The organism is Sphingomonas degradans, assembly GCF_053502645.1.
On sequence record NZ_CP177172.1, the window covers coordinates 1,216,282 to 1,232,584 of the forward strand.

Genomic DNA, 16,303 nt, shown 5'->3' on the forward strand with positions numbered 1-16,303 from the left:
GAAAAATCCCCTTTTGATGTCGATGTCATGCGGTCAGGCGCCCGCGATCAGCCGCTTGAGCTTGTCGAGCGCGACGTCCTGGCTTTCGGCATGGTCGATGGTGGTGACGAAGCGGCCCCGCGCGTCCATCAGGAACACGCTGGCGGTATGGTCGATCGTGTAATCGCCGCCCTGTACGGGCACCTTGCGGTAATAGACGTGGAAGGCGTCGACGATCCTGGCTAGCTGGGCGTCGGTGCCGGTCAGGCCGATAACCGGCGCATCGAACAGCGTCAGATAGTTGTCGATGTCCCTGGCGCTGTCATGGCCCGGATCGACCGAGACGAAGACGATGTTGAACTTGTCGCCGTTTGTGCCGAGCATCTTGCGCAGCGCCGCCATACGGCTGAGCGTCGTCGGACAGACGTCCGGGCAGCGCGTAAAGCCGAAGAAGATCGCATAGGGCTTGCCGCGCAGCGTCCGGTCGCTGACGGTGCGGCCCTTCTGGTCGGTCATGGTGAACTGGCCGCCAAAAGCACTGGCATAGTCGCTGGCGGCCTGGGTGGCGGGCGTCTTTCGCGGCAGCGTCACGAGGAAGCCGACGACCAGCGCCAAGGCGGCAATCGCCAACCCGAACCAGAGTGCCTTGTGGGCCTTGCCCCGCCGATTGGCGGCCGCCTCAGTGTCCGTCATGGCGCGCCTCCGATCCCTGATAGGCGACCGACCGGACGACGAGCGTGACCTTGACGTTGCCCGCATGGCGGAAGCGCAGCGTCAGCGGCACGCGGCCGCGCAGCGCGAGCGGGCGCTTCAGCCCGATCAGCATGATGTGATAGCCGCCCGGCGCGAGCGACACCGATCCATGAGGCGGTATCGCCAGCCCGTCCGGGAGCGCGCGCATCCGCATCACGCCGCCCTCGAGCGACATGGTGTGGATCTCCACCCGCTGAGCGACGGGCGAGCTGCCGCCGAGCAACTGGTCGGGGCGCTTGGCGGTATTGGCGATGGTCATGAACCCGCCGCCCACGCTCTGTCCGGGTGCGGTCTGGCGCGTCCAGGGCTGGCGGATGGTGATGCTGCCGGCTTGTTCCTGCGCCGGCGCGGCTGCCAGCAGCAGGGCCAGCGGTACGAGAAGAAGATGTTTCATTGCGGGTTTCCCGTGGCGATGGGTTGAGGCGCGTCGCCCTGCGATGCGCACAGCTGCTCGGCTCGGGGCTGGGTGGCTGCCTCCGCAGGCGCCGCATCTGGCATCAGCGCTGCCCCGCCGATCCGGATAAGGGCGCAAGCCAGGATCGCCTGCCAGGCGAGCCGGCGCTGCCGGCGCAGCCATCGGATGTGTGGCGGCGGCTGGAGCAGCGCGCTCATGCGCGGCATTCCCGAATTGCCCGGTCGAGTATCCTGGCGACCTCGCGCCGCTCGTCCAGCCCCAGGCAGAGGCCGATCGGGTGGCGCTGGTCGCGGAAGCGCAGCCACAGGCTGAGGTCGAGCGGGGTGCGCTCGATCGATTCGAGCCGCGCCCAATAGGCGGGGACCTCCGCCTGATGGCGATGTCCCTGCGCATCGGTTGCGACATGGACGATCCGGCCATCTGCGATGGTGAGCGTTTCGCGCGGTACCTGGCTGCGCCGGAATGCGTAGAGCGCACCGCCCAGCAGTGCGAGGTCGATGAGCGAGAACAGCGCCACCGGCCAGGCGCCGAGCAGCGCGAACCTTAGCGACATCAGCGCGAGCAGCGCACCGAGGCCGAGTAGGATGAGGTTGGTCCGCTCGGGCATGAACGAACGGTTGGAGACCATGTCGAGTCTGAAGCTGCGCTGCGTGACTGCGGCTGGATCAGCCGCCCCGCGATAGCCCTGCGCAGCCTCCCGGTCGCCAAGACCGGCAAGCTGATATGCCATGAAATGCTGTCCTGATCGGGCGCACGGGCGTCATGCCCCTGCGCGCGCATTCACATCGGTGGCGAAGGATCAGGCGTGTGCAGGAGGGCCGCGCAGCGGCGGGCGCAGATGGCTTGTGGAAGAAAGCGCGAGTGGCGGGACGGTGCGCAGTCCCATCGCCATGACAAACAGGATGGCGAGCGCGAGCAGCACCGGATCGGCAGCGGCGAGCGAGGGGGCGGACAGGCCCGAGAAGGCGCAGGGCATCTCGGTCTTGCCGTGCTGATCCTGCTGGTCGTGATCCGCCTTGCCGGGGATTTCCATGACCATGGTCTGCGGGCCATAGCCATTGCAGATCTGGACGATCATCGTTCCGTTCGAGACCGTAGGCATGAAACCGGCGGGGACCAGCACCTTCATCAACAGCGCTGCCGCAAAGACCCAGCCGGCCAGGGTGCGATGGCGCAAGAGATGGCGGCGCAGGGCGGTCACTTGCGCGCAACTAACCCGGCCGCGCCGCTTTGTCACCCGGTAGATGGCGTGCGCGCGGTCAAACTTTATCAATTTCGCAGTTCATGCGGGCTCGAAGGGGCGCAGTGGGCAAAAGCGCTCCTGTCGTCGGGCGAGCGATCTTAAGGTGCCGGCTGTTGTTCCGGAATTCAGTCGTCGACCGAATAGAAGCGAGGATTTCGCAGCCAGGCGTTGATCGCGGACTCGTACCAGCCCGCGCAACGGGTGCTGATCTTGATGCTTGGGGGGAAGCTGCCTGTCTGCATCTTGCGATATAGAGTCGCCCGGCTGAGGCCGGTGCGGTCGAGGACAGTGTTGATCCGAAGAATGCGTTCCTGGGTTTCGGTTGGCATGGCTGTCACCTTGGGCATTGTGCGGCGTCGTGGCGCTCCCTCGGAAAGGCTGCGCGTGGGCTGACGCCTGCGCAAGAGGCGCGGAGGTGTCAGTAGGCGCCAATGCGCGCCAAGCGTGCACAAACGTACAGCAGCGTAGATTCAGTAGTTTAGGGATGATGTCTCAGGGCGTCTCACGCTCCGCGTGACCGCGCTCTACGCCGCGAATTGCGGCGCCGAGTCGCGTTGCGTCTCGGCCCATTCGGGTGATGATCGCTGACGTTCGATTGCTCCGGGGGAGCAATCCTGCCGGCATGCGCCGGCCAAAGGAACGCGCTTTCGAAGGAGCGTGCGCTGGCGGACTTCTGCGAAGCCGCCAGGGACCGCAGCAACCTTTGTTCTCCGCGTGGCACACTCGATCCGGTCGGAGGGCACGGCGGCGGCTGGCCCACAGGCCCGCGCGCACGCCGCCGCGCCGGCCGTCCGGCTTCGAGGGTGCGTGTTTGTGGCGCCTGCGGCGCCGGGCGCTTCGCGCTGATGCTGCGGACACCGCGCGATGCGCGGTGGCGTTGGCCTCCGGCACTCGAACTGGCGGGGTGGGCGTCGCTACCCTCTAGTCCCGCCGCGGCGGGCTGCAACCTGGGCTGCGCCCAGGTCCTCCACTTTGTTGCGGCCCTGCGGGTGCGGCCCGCCGCTCAAGCGGGACTGCCGGTTCGCTCCTGCCGCCCACCCCGCCATTCCGGCGCCGGTTGCGGTGGTTGAGGAGTAAGGAAGATGGAACTCAGGCACATCGCTATCGCCAATCTCTGCGTCTCGGCTGCGAACATGCGCGCCAAGGGCAAGCCGGACATTTCGGCCATCCTGCCGTCGGTGCGGGCGCGGGGGATCATCGTGCCGCTGATCGTGCGGCCAGCGGAAGTCGAGGACCGGTTCGAGGTCGTGGCAGGCAAGCGGCGCTATCATGCGGCGCTCGCGGTCGCCGAGGAGAGCGGGGAGGGGGAGACTTTGCCCTGCGCGATCATGGCAGCGGGCGACGATGCGGCGGCGCTCGAAGCGTCGCTGATCGAGAATGTCGCGCGGCTGGACCCCGACGAGGTGACGCGCTGGGAAGGCTTCACCCGGCTGGTGCGCGAAGGACGCTCGCCCGAGGACATTGCGCTCACCTTCGGGCTGACCGAATTGCAGGTGAAGCGGACGCTGTCGCTGGGCAATCTCCTGCCTCGCATCCGGGGGCTCTACCGCAAGGGTGACATCGACGCTGCGACCGTGCGGTGCCTGACCCTCGCGTCGAAGGCGCGGCAGCGCGATTGGCTGACGCTGCTCGATGATCCGGCGGCGTACACCCCGACCGGGCACCAGTTGAAGGCGTGGCTGTTCGGCGGTGCTTCGATCCCGGTCAGCTCCGCGCTGTTCGACATGGCCGACTATGCGGGCGAGATCGTCTCCGACCTGTTCGGTGACGAGCGCTATTTCGGCGACACGACCAGCTTCTGGGTGGCGCAGATGCCTGCCATTGAAGCCAAGGCCGAGAGCTATCGCGAGGCCGGTTGGCGCGAGGTGGTCGTGCTGCCGACCGGCGAGGCGTTCCAGAGCTGGGAGCATGAGCGCTGCCCGAAGCGCAAGGGCGGCAAAGTGTTCCTCGCGGTCGGATCGCGCGGCGAGGTGACGGCGCATGAAGGCTATGTTTCGCGCAAGGAGGCCAGGAAGCAGGAGATGGCCGAAGTGCTGGACAAGCCGGTCCGGCCCGAGACGAGTTCTGCGATCCGCAACTATGTCGATCTGCACCGGCAGGCGGCGGTGCGCGCCGATCTTGTCGGGCATCCCTCGGTCGCGCTGCGGTTGATGGTGGCCCATGCCATTGTCGGTTCGCCGCTTTGGCATGTCCGGGTCGAGGACCAGCACGCGGCCAGTCCGGAAATCGCCGAGAGCGTCAGGGCATGTCCGTCCGAAGCGGCGTTTGCCGAAAAGCGGTGTGCGGTGTTGGCGCTGCTCGGGTTCGACGCGGACGCTCCGACCGTCAGCGGCGGCTATGACGGCGAATACGGCGTCGCTGGACTGTTCGTGCGCCTGCTCGAGCTTAACGATCCTGCGGCGCTCGACGTAGCGGCGGTGGTGATGGGCGAGACGCTGCAGGCAGGCAGTGCGCTGATCGAAGTGCTGGGGCCGTTGCTCGGCACCGACATGGCGCAGGTCTGGACCGGCGACGACACGCTGCTCGACATGATCCGGGACCGCGAGGTGCTGGGCACGGTGCTGCGCGAGGTGGCGGGCGAAACGGTGGCAAAAGCCAATGAGGGGGCGACCGGCAAGGTCATGCGCCGGATCGTGCGCGACTGCCTGACCGGCAATGGCCGTGCCAAGGTCGAGGGCTGGGTGCCCAAATGGATAGCGTTCCCGCCCGCTGCCTACACCGAGCGCGGAGGGGTGCCGACCGTCAATCGTGCCGTGCAGGTCGCTGGCCTTTCCGCCACCTCGGAACCGCTGCGTCGGGTGGCCTGAGCCTCATGCTGGCGGCTTCGCGCCGCCAGCTTCCCTTCGCGTCGGGAGACTTTCCATGACCGATCAACTCGATCCCCGTCTGGCGCGTCGGCTGCGGCGCGCAATCCGCAAGCTTCCTCGCGACCAGCGCGACGTGTTCTGTGCCATCCGGTTCGACGACCTCGACTATTACGAGGTGGCCGAGCGGTTCGGCATCACCGTCGCCGAAGTCGAGGCGCTGTTTGGCAAGGCGATGTACAACTCCGTCCGCATGGCCGACGCGCCGCCGCGCCCTTGGTGGCGCTTCTGGTGACGTGCAGCCGCGCGGGCTTGGCCCGCGCGGTTGTTCTTTTCTGCAATGCTCGGATAGGATCGCCGCACATGCGTACCGACCTCGATCATCTTCCCCCGGCAAAGCAGCGCGAGCTGGAGCGCGTCGTCCAGATCCTGTTCGAGGAGTTCGGCGACGCCAAAGCGATCGCGACCTCGGACTGGAAGAAGCAGGGGCGCATCCTCAAGATCGTTCTCTACGGCAGCTATGCGCGCGGCGGCTGGGTCGATGAGCCGCACACCGCCAAGGGCTATCAGTCGGATTTCGACCTGTTGGTCATCGTCAACAACGACAAGCTGACCGACCGCATCGAGTTCTGGGCGACGGCCGAGGATCGGCTCAACCGCGAATTGGCGATCACCAAGACGCTGCGCACACCGGTAAACTTCATCGTGCACACGATGCATGAGGTGAACGATGGGCTAGCGCACGGTCGCTACTTCTTCATGGACATCGCGCGGGACGGGATCGCCCTTTATCAAAGCGAGGACACCGAATTTCATCAGCCCAAGCCGAAGACGCCAGAGCAGGCGTTGGCGATGGCGCGGGAGTATTTCGAAGAGTGGTATCCGAGCGCCAGCAAACGCTTCGATGGCGCCAAATTTCATCTGGGACTGGGTAACCTGAAGGACGCAGCGTTCGACATTCATCAGACGGCGGAGCGACTCTACCACTGTGTCTTGCTGGTCTGCACCTTCTACACGCCGCATGTTCACAATCTCGGCTTCCTGCGCACGCAGGCCGAGCGCATCGACCCTCGGCTAGTCGACGCCTGGCCGCGCGACAATCGCATCGACCGGTCGCGCTTCGAGAAGCTCAAGGAAGCCTATGTGAAGGCCCGCTACTCGAAGCATTATAAGATCAGCGAAGAGGAATTGGCGTGGCTCAGCGAGCGCGTGGAAGCGCTAGGCCAAGCGGTGCAGGTAATTTGCGAAGAGCGCATCGCGGCATTGGAGCAAAGCGCAGCCGCCTGATCGGCGCGCCGGGCGCAAGGCGCCCGGCGCGGATCGGATATCAGGCTTTCGCCGGCGCCTTGGCGCGCGGCTTGCGCGCCGGTGGCGGCGGTGGAGTCTCGGCAGCGCCGGATTTTGGGGCACGGCCCTTGGCGCCGAGGCCGATCTTGTGCGCCATCGCACGGCGCGCTTCGGAGTAGCTCGGCGCGACCATCGGATAGTCGGACTTCAGGTTGTAGCGGGCGCGGTACTCTTCCGGCGTCAGGCCATGCGTGGAGAGATGTCGGCGCAGCGTCTTGTACGGCTTGCCGTCGATCAGCGAGATGATGTGATCCTTTGACGCCAGCGATTTCCGCACCGTCACCGCCGGCGTAAATTCCTGCTCGGGAGCGACGTCTTGCGCATCGCAGTCGGAAGTTACCGGACCACTGGCCAATTCCGTGACCGTCGCGTGCATAGTACGCAAAAAGGCCGGAACGTCTTCGGCGGAGACGCGGTTGTTCTGATTACCGAGCCAGGCGATCGTGAGTTCGGTCGCGAGCTCGACTGCGTTCAAAGAGTTTTCATCGGACATCAGGGTTCCGATTTAATTGTGTGGCGACCAGATTGGCGCCCTCGCGAACCGTCTCCCCCGGTTGCATTGCTCCATGTCGAACGCGCGTTTCAAATTCAACTGCCGAGATGCTTAATCGTCGGAAGAGTGTTCAAATGCTCGCCGGCCGCGACGCCGCCATAAGGTTAGTGCTTGCTGGCGATGTTCGCCGCGCAAGGTAGCGGCACCTTCGACCATCAGGCCGAAGATTACCGCGCGATCGTCGTCGGTCAGTTCGGGCAGCCCGGCCTTGGCAACAAGCCCGCCAAGCTCGATCAGTCTGCGGGTCCGTTCGCGGCGCTTCACGACCCAATCCCGCTTGTCGTCACGCGCGATCCTGGCGCTCAGCCGGTGACGCGCCGCCGTCACTCGCCTGAGCGCCGCTCGCGTCCTGGCGGGCGCCGACGCCAGTCCGATGCGAGCCTTGAAAGAACACCGCGCCGCGCTTGCGCCAGCCCTCCGTCGCGGCGGTGTCTTTGCTGTCGACCGCGCTCAGCAATACGCCGGCGAGCTGCTCGATCGGCAGCGCATCGGCGCCGGTGGCGGCGACCAGCTCGCCGAGCTGCTGCACCTTGCGTTCCTTGAGCTGCCTCGCCTTATCGCTGAGCGCCTTGAGCTCCGAATCATAGTCGCGAGGTTTACGCATGGCACCATCCTCAATTGTCATTGTGGAAGGTGTCAGTTAGGTACTGCGTCGATCAGCGCAAATGTCGTGAAACTTCTTGGGACAAGTATTTCCCGAGAAAAATGAATTATTTCGAGGGCGCGCTTATACGTCGTGCCGACGTCGCTTGTGTAGTGTAGATGGATTGCCGCCATGGCGATCTATCACTTCTCGGCTAAAGTCATCTCGCGCGCTTCCGGCTCTTCAGCGCTGGCGTCGGCGGCCTATCGGTCTGCCTCCCGGCTGCGCGACGAGCGGCTCGACCGGAGCCATGACTTCTCCAACAAGGCGGGCGTCGTCCACTCCGAAGTGCTGCTGCCGGAAGGCGCGCCGGAGCATCTGTCGGACCGCGAGCGGCTGTGGAATGAGGTCGAAGCGACCGAGAAGCGGATCGACGCGCAACTGGCACGCGAGATCGAGTTCGCGATTCCGAAGGAGATGACCAAGGAACAGGGCATCGCGCTGGCGCGCGACTTCGTCCGCGACGAGTTTGTGGACCGCGGCATGATCGCCGACCTCAATGTCCATTGGGATATTGGCGCCGATGGCGAGCCCAAGCCGCACGCGCATGTGATGCTGACAATGCGCGAGGTGGACTCCGACGGGTTCGGGAAGAAGAACCGCGACTGGAACCGCACCGACCTGCTCGAGAAATGGCGCGAGCGTTGGAGCGGCCATGTCAATGAGCGGCTGGCGCAGTTGGATATCGATGCGCGGATCGATCACCGTTCGTTGGAAGCGCAGGGGATCGAGCTCGAGCCGCAGCACAAGATCGGTCCGGCAGCGTCGCGCATGGCAGTGCAGGGGCTGGAGTCCGAGCGTGCCGCCGAGCATCTCGAGATCGCGCGATCGAACGGCGAGAAGATCATCGCGCGGCCGGGTCTGGCGCTCGATGCGATCACGCACACCCAGGCGACCTTCACCACCCGCGACCTTGCCCGGTTTGCGCACCGGCATAGCGACGGCAAGGAGCAGTTCGATTCTGTGATGGCGGCGGTGCGCGGATCGCCCGAGCTGGTCGCGCTTGGCAGTGACGGGCGCGGCGAAGAGCGGTTCACCAGCCGGGAGATGATCGAGACCGAGCAGCGGCTCGCGCGAGAGACGCAGGCGCTGGCGGAACGCGAACGGCATCGCGTCGGAGCGCGGAACCGCGAGCGCGCGCTTGAAGCTGCCGAGCAGCGCGGGATGCTATTGTCGGGCGAGCAACGCGCGGCGTTCGAGCATGTTACCGACGGCAAGGACCTCGGCGTCGTCATCGGCTATGCCGGCACGGGCAAGTCCGCGATGCTCGGCGTTGCGCGCGAGGCATGGGAGCGTGCCGGCTATCAGGTCCAGGGGCTCGCGCTGTCCGGCATCGCTGCCGAGAATCTCGAGAGCGGCTCGGGCATCGCATCGCGGACCATCGCCAGCATCGAGCATCAATGGGGGCAGGGCAGGGAGGTCCTGACCGAGCGCTCGGTGCTCGTCATCGACGAAGCAGGCATGATCGGCTCGCGGCAGATGGAGCGCGTCATCGGCGAAGCCGAGAAGCGCGGCGCCAAGGTCGTGCTGGTCGGCGATCCCGAACAGCTCCAGGCGATCGAAGCAGGGGCGGCGTTCCGCGCCACCGCCGAGCGGCACGGCGGCATCGAGATCACCGAGGTTCGCCGCCAGCGCGAAGACTGGCAGCGCGATGCGACACGCCATCTCGCCACCGGGCGGACCGGAGAGGCGCTGGACGCCTATGCCCGAGCCGGGATGCTCGTCGAGTCGGAGACCCGCGCGGAGGCGCGCGAGGCGCTGATCGACCGCTGGGATGGCGACCGGGTTGCCGACCCGGCGCACTCTTCGATCATTCTGTCGCATACCAACGAAGAATGCGATGAACTGAATGCGCTGGCCCGGGACCGGATGAAGCGTGACGGGACGTTAGTCACTGAAGTTACTGTGAAAACCACGCGCGGCGAGCGCTTGTTTGGCGCCCAAGACCGCATCATGTTCCTGCGCAACGAACGCGAACTGGGCGTGAAGAATGGCTCCCTTGGCACCATCGAACAGGTTGATCGCGCCCGCATGGCGGTGCGGCTCGATGATGGTCGGCGGGTCGCGTTCGACTTCAAGGACTATTCCGACATCACCCACGGCTATGCCGCCACGATCCACAAGGCGCAGGGGCTCACGGTCGATCGCGTGCATGTGCTGGCGACGCCTGGTCTGGATCGGCACGCTGCCTATGTTGCGCTGTCGCGGCACCGCGACGCGGTGCATCTCCATTATGGCCGAGACGACTTCGACGGCATCGAACGGCTCGCCCGCACGCTGTCGCGCGACCGGGCAAAGGACAGCGCGCTCGATTACGAACAGAGTGCGACCCGCTTTGCCGAGCAGCGCGGGTTCGATCGTTCGCGCATCCTCGACGCAATGGCCCACGCGCCGCTGGTCGATCGTAGCCATACGGCACCCGAACCGCCGAAGCGTGGCAGGTTCGACGGGTTGCGGCTGCGGGTGCATGACGCCGAGCCGGCACGACCGCGCAGCCGGTTCGACGGTCTCAGGCTATCGACATCTCCGGAGCAGGCCCCGAGCGACCGGCACTCCGCACTCGGTTCGGCAGTCCAGCGCTATGCCCGCGCCGTGCAGGACGTCGATCGCATGACCGGGCAGGGCCTCCCTGCACTCGAATATCAGAAGGCTGCCAAGCTCCAGGCTGCGCAGACGCTCGACGCTGCCCATGCCAACGGCACGCGCGACCTCGACGCCGCGTTCGCGCGCGAGCCCGGTCTGGTCGGCGAGGCAGCCAATGGCCGCACCGCCAGCGCCATCCGGCAGATGCAGCTCGAGGCGGAGGTGCGCACCAACCCCGAGCTTCGTGCTGACCGGTTCGTCCAAAGCTGGCAGCAACTGCGCACGCAGCGCGATAAGCTCGCGGGATGGCAGGATCGCGATGCCTGCGGTGCAGTCGAAGGCCATATGCGCGCCCTAGCCAAGGGGCTCGAGGCCGACCCGGCGCTCGGCGCCGCGCTCAGCCGCCGCGGCGGCGAGCTGATCGGGCGGCAATGGTCGCTGGAATGGGCGCCCGGCAGCCATGACGGCGGCATCGGTTCTGCGCTCGCAGAGCAGGCGCGGACGCGGTCGATCGCCCAGCAACTGACGCTCTCGATCGATCGCGGGCGCAATCTTGGGATCGGACTATGACAGACGAGACCACCGCCCAGACAGCAGGCGACATCGACGATCCGGAGGTCGCGTTCGCAACCATGAGCCGCAAGCTGGCAGGGCTGACCGCCGCTGTGGAAGGGTTCGCGGCGAGACAGCAGGAACTGCATGCGCGTGACTACGGGCCGGACCTCGCCAAGGTCCACGAGCGGTGGAACAAGGTCGTCGAGGCGTTCTACTTCCTCGCCGACAAGCCGGGGGTTGCGCTTACCCCCGAGACGATCGGCCAACAGATTGCCGAAGCCGGCGCGCAGGTAAGGTCCGTCGACCATCAGGCATGGGACCAGGCCAACCGGGAGCTGGGCGTCGCGATCCGGTCATTACAGGGCATGGTCGAGTCTGCCGCGACCGCCGAGAACCAGAAGCGTTGGATGATCGGTATCGCGGTCGGGGCATCGGTTCTGGGGCTCGCGCTGGGGGCGATCCTTCCGATGGCGGTCGCACGGTCGGTGCCTGAGAGCTGGCGCTGGCCGGAGCGCGCCGCTGCGCGAATGCTCGAGCGCCCCGAATGGGATGCAGGCGTACACCTGCTCCGGGTGGCTGACCCGGCGCGGCTGCGCGCTTTGGACGACGCTGCGCGGCTTGTGCAGGACAATGCGAAGGCGCTGGCCGAATGTCGCAAACGCGCCGCGCGATCCAGTGACGCGATTATGTGCCGAATCGAGGTAGGAACGCCGAAGGCTCGCTGAAGCCGCTCGTCTGGATTGCGCCCTAATCCCGGTCATTCGCAGGCTCGGCACTCGATCCCAAAGCTGCCGTTCATGCACCAGCGACCGCCAAGTTGATGGAAGACGGAACGACCGCTCTGGAGCGATTAAACAGCGATCACGCGCTTTTCCCATCTGTAGCAACTTAGTTGATTTTGAAGGTCAGCAGCTCTGACCGGTGCTGGCATCATCCTGCCGGGTTCGGGTGGTCGCCATCCCAAACCTCGACCGAACGACCAGGATCATGCGATGCCGTTGAAAAAGTCGCCTTCCCCGCGAAGCGGAGGGTGCGGATCGAAACGGCTGAGCAGAATCGCCTGACCTCATGCCATCGCCATCTGCCTGGTGATGCTGATCTTGGCGAGCTTGCGCAGGTTCTGGGCGGCTGCGGCGAGGTGGAACTCATCCCGGGCACCATTGGGTCCGCGTAGTCGTAGCCGGTCGAGCCGCATGATGCGCTTCAGGTGGGCAAACAGCATCTCGACCTTCTTGCGCTCGCGGCGTGAGGCGATCCATTCATCTTCCTGCGACAGGGCGCGAGCGAGATCGCGAGCGCCTTCGTGGATGGAGCGGGTCACCTTGCGAGCCGGCAAGATGGGTGTGCATTGTGGCTTGAGAGCGCAGTTGCTACAGTCCTGCTGCCGCGCTCGGTAGCGGATGAAGCCGTCCTGGTCGGCCTCCGGTCGCGGCGAGGTGAAGTTGCGGTTACGCGGCCGCAGACGCTTGCCAGCCGGGCAGATATAGCTGTCATCCTCGTGATCGAAGGTGAAGTCGCTGCGCTCGAACGCACCATCACTCCTGGCGGACTTGTCGAAGACGGGCACGTGCGGCTCGATGCCGCGCTCGTGCACGAGCCAGGCGAGCATGCCGGCAGAGCCATAGCCGGTGTCGCCGATCAGCTTGCGGGGCCATAGGCCATGGCGGTCGGCTGCCCGCTCGATCATCCGCTTGGCCGCGGTCACCTCGGCCTGGCGCACTGCCGTGCTTGCCTCGACATCCACGATCACCGCATTGTCGACGTCGATCAGGTAGTTGGTGGCGTAGCAGAAGTCGGCGCGGTTGCCGTGCGCCTGGGTATAGCGGGCCGCAGGATCGACCGGCGAAACGCGCTTGGGCTTAACCGGCGTTGCGCCGCCGAAAGCTGCATCGTCGAGCACGGCCAGGTACTCCTCGACGGCACGCCCTGCCGGAACAGCGCCAAGACCCTGCGTTCCTTCGACATAGGTCTGCCGGTTGGCCTCGGCGCGGATCAGGCTGGCATCGACAGCGAAGCCGTCGCCGCCGACCAGTCCTTCCTCAATGCAACGCCGCACAGTGGCTTCGAACAACTGGCGGAACAGATCACTCTCACGGAAGCGCCCATGCCGGTTCTTCGAAAAGGTCGAGTGATCCGGCACGTCGCCGTCGAGCCCCAGACGGCAGAACCAGCGGTAAGCCAGGTTGAGGTGCACCTCCTCGCACAGGCGGCGCTCCGACCTGATGCCGAAGCAGTACCCCACGATCAGCATCCGCAGCATCAGCTCAGGGTCGATCGAAGGGCGACCGATCGCGCTGTAAAAGCCGCGCAGGTGCTCGCGCATGCCCGACAGGTCCACGAACCGGTCGATTGCCCGCAGCAGATGATCGACCGGAACGTGTCGATCCAGGCTGAACTCGTAGAACAGGGCCTCCTGCGCCACTCGGCGCTCGCCCATCATCGCTTGGCGTCCTTCAGCATGTTGATGCTGAATCAGACCGTCACCCCGACTGCAAGACCGACTTTTTCAACGGCATCATGCGAAAGCCGCCTCGGTTCTTGGACGTCGGATGGCTGGGGCGCCTTACCCGACTGGTCCGCCCGTCCGATACTCCACCGGCGAGTACGCGATCGCTGCGGGAAGATCGCGCGAGTCAGCATAGTTAAACTAGCAGCGTCCCATAACTAGACGTTGCCACATATCTCCGCGTCAGTATGGTCGTCGCGAACCGAGGAAAATCTAAGATCTGAGAGAGACAGGGGGGCAGGATGGCAAAAACGAAGGTTTTCGTCAGCTACGATCATTCGGAGGATGCCCTGTACAAGCGCCTCCTTCAGGCTTGGGACGCCAATGCAAATTTCGACTTTGAGTTCGACAGTCGTGGACCGAATGTCCCAATAAACAGTGAAGATGCTGGGGTTATCAAGACATCTCTGACGAAGTTAATGAAATCTGCCACTCATCTGTTGGTCATTGTTGGTGAAAAGAGTAGCACCAGCGACTGGATGGCTTGGGAGATCGAGCGTGCGAAACAGTCCGATATCAAGCTCAAGCTTGCTGCGGTGAAGCTGAGCAAGGCCAACGTCACCCCTGCGGGGCTGTTGAACGTCGGCACCTCCTGGGCGACCAGCTTTGAACGGGACCGGATCGTCGATGCTCTAAACGACGCGAAAGTCGGATACTGATCCGCGGATAGTTGGCGCCCGCCGGGTCGAACCGGCGCGGCCACCATCATCTGGGATATCGGGTGTTGATCTTATGACCGAAGATAGTCGTGCCATATGTTTCGTTGTGATGGGCTTCGGTAAGAAGACCGACTTTGAATCCGGGCGGACGATTGACTTGGACGCAACCTACGAGGCGATCATTGAACCAGCCGCAACGAGGCATAATTTGCGGTGCATTAGGGCCGATGAGATCACGCATTCCGGCATCATTGACACGCCCATGTACGAGATGCTGCTTCGGTCCGACCTCGTCATCGCCGACATCTCGACGGGTAACGTCAACGCAGTGTACGAGCTGGGGGTGCGGCATGCTCTGCGGCCAAATTGCACCATCATCATGAAGGAGCGCGAGGGCAGGCTCTATTTCGACCTGAACCACGTCAACACATTCGAGTACGATCATCTCGGTGAAGACATCGGGGCACGTGAAGCTCAGCGCGCCACCCGCGACCTAGGGATGCTGATCGAAGAGGTCATGGCGTCGGGCAGGACGGACAGCCCCGTCTACACCTATCTTCCGCGGCTCATGCAGCCCAGGCTCAGCGAAGAGGAGTTCTCCGATCTGGTCGACGAGACTGAGGCCGCTCAGGAGAAGCTTTCGGAGCTGATGCAAAGGGGTGAGGCGGCGATGAAGGCCAGCGATCCCGAGGCCGCGGTGGAAGCGTTTCAGGCGGCCGCCCATCTGAAGGGTCCGGACCCGTTCATCATCCAGCAGCTGGGTCTGGCGACATACAAGACGAAGAAGCCTTCGCCCTTGGAGGCGTTGATAGCGGGTCTGCGGATCATGGATCAGCTGAGCCCCGATGCGTCTAACGATCCGGAGACTCTCGGGATCACCGGTGCGATACGCAAGCGCCTCTGGCATCTGACGAATGATCGGGCTCAGCTCGATGCTGCCATCCGCTACTATGGACGCGGCTTCGAGGTCCGGCGGGACTACTACAATGGCGAAAATTTAGCCTTGTGCTACGACTTCAGGCAGGCGTTGCAGGCGGATCCGGACGAAGCCCTATATGATCGTCTGAGCGCGCGGAAGGTTCGGACGGTGCTGTTCGAAACCCTATCGCTCCTGATCGAAACGCCGTCCTTCGATGAGCGATCCGACCGGCGCTGGGTGTTGGCGACGCTTGCGAGTTGCGCATACGCCCTGGGCAAGCAGCATGAGGGCAATCAGTTCGAAAGCAGGTTCATGGCGGAGCAGCCGGCGCTCTGGGAAATCGAGACCTACCAGGAGTCAAAAGCCCACGTCCTGGGCGCGTTCCCATCGGAAGTGCCGGTGGCCGACATCCCGTCGCCGGGCGAGCTGTAGTCCCATGGTGATTGAAGCCCGCAGGCCGCTGGCATGAAGTTCCCCGCTCTTCACGCGGTTGCGGATCGCGCCTCCGACCATCAGCAGTCGCTGTACTTCGGACTGGTAGTGACGGAATACGCGGCGCTCCTGATGGTTTCCGCCCTCGGCGTCAACATGATCCCAGACCCGCGTTACATCATCGTGTACGGTGTGCTGCTGGGGGTGGCGCTCGCTACGCTTGTCGTCCGATCAGTCCTGAAGCCGGAACGGCGTTGGTATCAAGCACGCGCTTTGGCGGAATCGGTGAAGACCACCGCTTGGAAGTTCGCCATGGTTGCCAGGCCTTTCGAGCACGACGCGGAGGATCGGCGCCGTCTGCGTCAGATGTTACAGGAGTTGCTCGACGCTAACCGCAGCCTGGGCTCGCAGTTCAATGGGAGTAGCGCCGGAGGCGACCAGATCACGGTCGAGATGGAGACGTTCCGGATGCTGCCGCGCTCGGAACGGCTGGACATTTACATGCGGGACCGCGTGGAAGAGCAGCTCGACTGGTACTTGCGGAAGGCTAAGTCAAACTCGGCCGCGGGTCGGAGGTTCGCGATCGCACTCGGCTGTTTGTACGTGATCGCGTTCGTCGTACTTTTAATCCGGTTGGACCAGCCTGGGTGGATCTACGCCCATCCCGACCCGCTGATCCTCCTCGGCGCCTCCGTTCTCGGATGGATGCAGATCAAGCGGTTCAACGAGCTGGGAGCCGCCTACGGGCTAACGGCCGCCGAGATAGGAATATTGAAGTCGCGTGCTCCCGAGATCGCGGACGATATCGCCCTGTCGATCTTCATCGACGATGCTGAGGAGGCGTTCTCTCGCGAGCACACGCAGTGGCTTGCCAGACGATCGGCCCTGCGCGACCGTCCGAACTGAAGGAGC

General features: G+C 64.6%; 18 protein-coding genes. 8 read left to right on the forward strand and 10 right to left on the reverse strand.

Annotated features, from left to right (window positions below; all coding sequences use genetic code 11):
• Positions 1-33: 33 nt before the first annotated feature.
• The 6 genes from ACG3SL_RS05370 to ACG3SL_RS05395 form a co-directional block, all read right to left on the reverse strand.
• Complete coding sequence (locus tag ACG3SL_RS05370) at positions 34-672, reverse strand: SCO family protein (protein WP_448664110.1); 639 nt, start codon at positions 670-672, stop codon at positions 34-36.
• Complete coding sequence (locus tag ACG3SL_RS05375) at positions 659-1,126, reverse strand: copper chaperone PCu(A)C (RefSeq protein ID WP_448664111.1); 468 nt, start codon at positions 1,124-1,126, stop codon at positions 659-661. Before ACG3SL_RS05375 ends, ACG3SL_RS05370 begins: the two co-directional genes overlap by 14 nt.
• Positions 1,123-1,344, reverse strand: coding sequence for a hypothetical protein (locus ACG3SL_RS05380; protein ID WP_448664112.1), 222 nt, complete (start codon positions 1,342-1,344; stop codon positions 1,123-1,125). Before ACG3SL_RS05380 ends, ACG3SL_RS05375 begins: the two co-directional genes overlap by 4 nt.
• Positions 1,341-1,877: a DUF2244 domain-containing protein gene (locus tag ACG3SL_RS05385; RefSeq protein WP_448664113.1), complete on the reverse strand. Its 537-nt coding sequence runs from the start codon at positions 1,875-1,877 to the stop codon at positions 1,341-1,343. Before ACG3SL_RS05385 ends, ACG3SL_RS05380 begins: the two co-directional genes overlap by 4 nt.
• A gap of 69 nt (positions 1,878-1,946) precedes the next feature.
• Entirely contained in the window at positions 1,947-2,420 is a 474-nt protein-coding gene (locus ACG3SL_RS05390) for a hypothetical protein (protein ID WP_448664114.1), read from the reverse strand.
• Between the two features lie 95 nt (positions 2,421-2,515).
• Positions 2,516-2,719, reverse strand: a complete 204-nt coding sequence (locus ACG3SL_RS05395; RefSeq protein WP_448664115.1) for a helix-turn-helix transcriptional regulator — start codon at positions 2,717-2,719, stop codon at positions 2,516-2,518.
• 753 nt (positions 2,720-3,472) lie between these two features.
• On the opposite strand from ACG3SL_RS05395, the gene ACG3SL_RS05400 reads away from it, so the two are divergent.
• From ACG3SL_RS05400 to ACG3SL_RS05410, 3 genes are all read left to right on the forward strand, one after another.
• Entirely contained in the window at positions 3,473-5,197 is a 1,725-nt protein-coding gene (locus tag ACG3SL_RS05400) for a ParB/RepB/Spo0J family partition protein (protein ID WP_448664116.1), read from the forward strand.
• Between the two features lie 55 nt (positions 5,198-5,252).
• Positions 5,253-5,489: a sigma-70 region 4 domain-containing protein gene (locus ACG3SL_RS05405; protein WP_448664117.1), complete on the forward strand. Its 237-nt coding sequence runs from the start codon at positions 5,253-5,255 to the stop codon at positions 5,487-5,489.
• 68 nt (positions 5,490-5,557) lie between these two features.
• Positions 5,558-6,481 (forward strand): HEPN domain-containing protein, encoded by a 924-nt coding sequence (locus ACG3SL_RS05410; RefSeq protein ID WP_448664118.1) that lies wholly within the window; start codon positions 5,558-5,560, stop codon positions 6,479-6,481.
• A gap of 40 nt (positions 6,482-6,521) precedes the next feature.
• On the opposite strand, the gene ACG3SL_RS05415 is transcribed toward ACG3SL_RS05410, so the two are convergent.
• The 3 genes from ACG3SL_RS05415 to ACG3SL_RS05425 form a co-directional block, all read right to left on the reverse strand.
• Positions 6,522-7,034, reverse strand: coding sequence for a MucR family transcriptional regulator (locus ACG3SL_RS05415; RefSeq protein WP_448664119.1), 513 nt, complete (start codon positions 7,032-7,034; stop codon positions 6,522-6,524).
• Between the two features lie 111 nt (positions 7,035-7,145).
• Entirely contained in the window at positions 7,146-7,358 is a 213-nt protein-coding gene (locus ACG3SL_RS05420) for a conjugal transfer protein TraD (protein ID WP_448664120.1), read from the reverse strand.
• 19 nt (positions 7,359-7,377) lie between these two features.
• The gene (locus ACG3SL_RS05425; protein WP_448664121.1) at positions 7,378-7,698 is read right to left on the reverse strand and encodes a conjugal transfer protein TraD; all 321 of its coding nucleotides are present in this window, start codon (positions 7,696-7,698) and stop codon (positions 7,378-7,380) included.
• Positions 7,699-7,869: 171 nt separating this feature from the next.
• Between ACG3SL_RS05425 and traA the strand changes: the two genes are divergently transcribed.
• Together traA and ACG3SL_RS05435 are read left to right on the forward strand one after the other, a co-directional pair.
• Complete coding sequence (traA, locus tag ACG3SL_RS05430) at positions 7,870-10,890, forward strand: Ti-type conjugative transfer relaxase TraA (RefSeq protein ID WP_448664122.1); 3,021 nt, start codon at positions 7,870-7,872, stop codon at positions 10,888-10,890.
• Positions 10,887-11,600 (forward strand): DUF6118 family protein, encoded by a 714-nt coding sequence (locus ACG3SL_RS05435; protein ID WP_448664123.1) that lies wholly within the window; start codon positions 10,887-10,889, stop codon positions 11,598-11,600. Before traA ends, ACG3SL_RS05435 begins: the two co-directional genes overlap by 4 nt.
• A 341-nt stretch (positions 11,601-11,941) precedes the next feature.
• Here ACG3SL_RS05435 and ACG3SL_RS05440 read toward each other — a convergent pair whose 3' ends face one another.
• On the reverse strand, positions 11,942-13,315 hold the full coding sequence (locus tag ACG3SL_RS05440; protein WP_448664124.1) for an IS1182-like element ISShsp2 family transposase: 1,374 nt from the start codon (positions 13,313-13,315) through the stop codon (positions 11,942-11,944).
• Between the two features lie 308 nt (positions 13,316-13,623).
• On the opposite strand from ACG3SL_RS05440, the gene ACG3SL_RS05445 reads away from it, so the two are divergent.
• The 3 genes from ACG3SL_RS05445 to ACG3SL_RS05455 all read left to right on the forward strand — a co-directional run bounded on the left by ACG3SL_RS05445 (position 13,624) and on the right by ACG3SL_RS05455 (position 16,297).
• Positions 13,624-14,040 carry a TIR domain-containing protein gene (locus tag ACG3SL_RS05445; protein ID WP_448664125.1) on the forward strand — a complete coding sequence of 139 codons (417 nt, stop codon included), beginning with the start codon at positions 13,624-13,626 and terminating at the stop codon, positions 14,038-14,040.
• 73 nt (positions 14,041-14,113) lie between these two features.
• Positions 14,114-15,391, forward strand: coding sequence for a tetratricopeptide repeat-containing protein (locus ACG3SL_RS05450; RefSeq protein WP_448664126.1), 1,278 nt, complete (start codon positions 14,114-14,116; stop codon positions 15,389-15,391).
• Positions 15,392-15,424: 33 nt separating this feature from the next.
• Positions 15,425-16,297 carry a DUF4231 domain-containing protein gene (locus ACG3SL_RS05455; RefSeq protein ID WP_448664127.1) on the forward strand — a complete coding sequence of 291 codons (873 nt, stop codon included), beginning with the start codon at positions 15,425-15,427 and terminating at the stop codon, positions 16,295-16,297.
• Positions 16,298-16,303 lie beyond the last annotated feature (6 nt).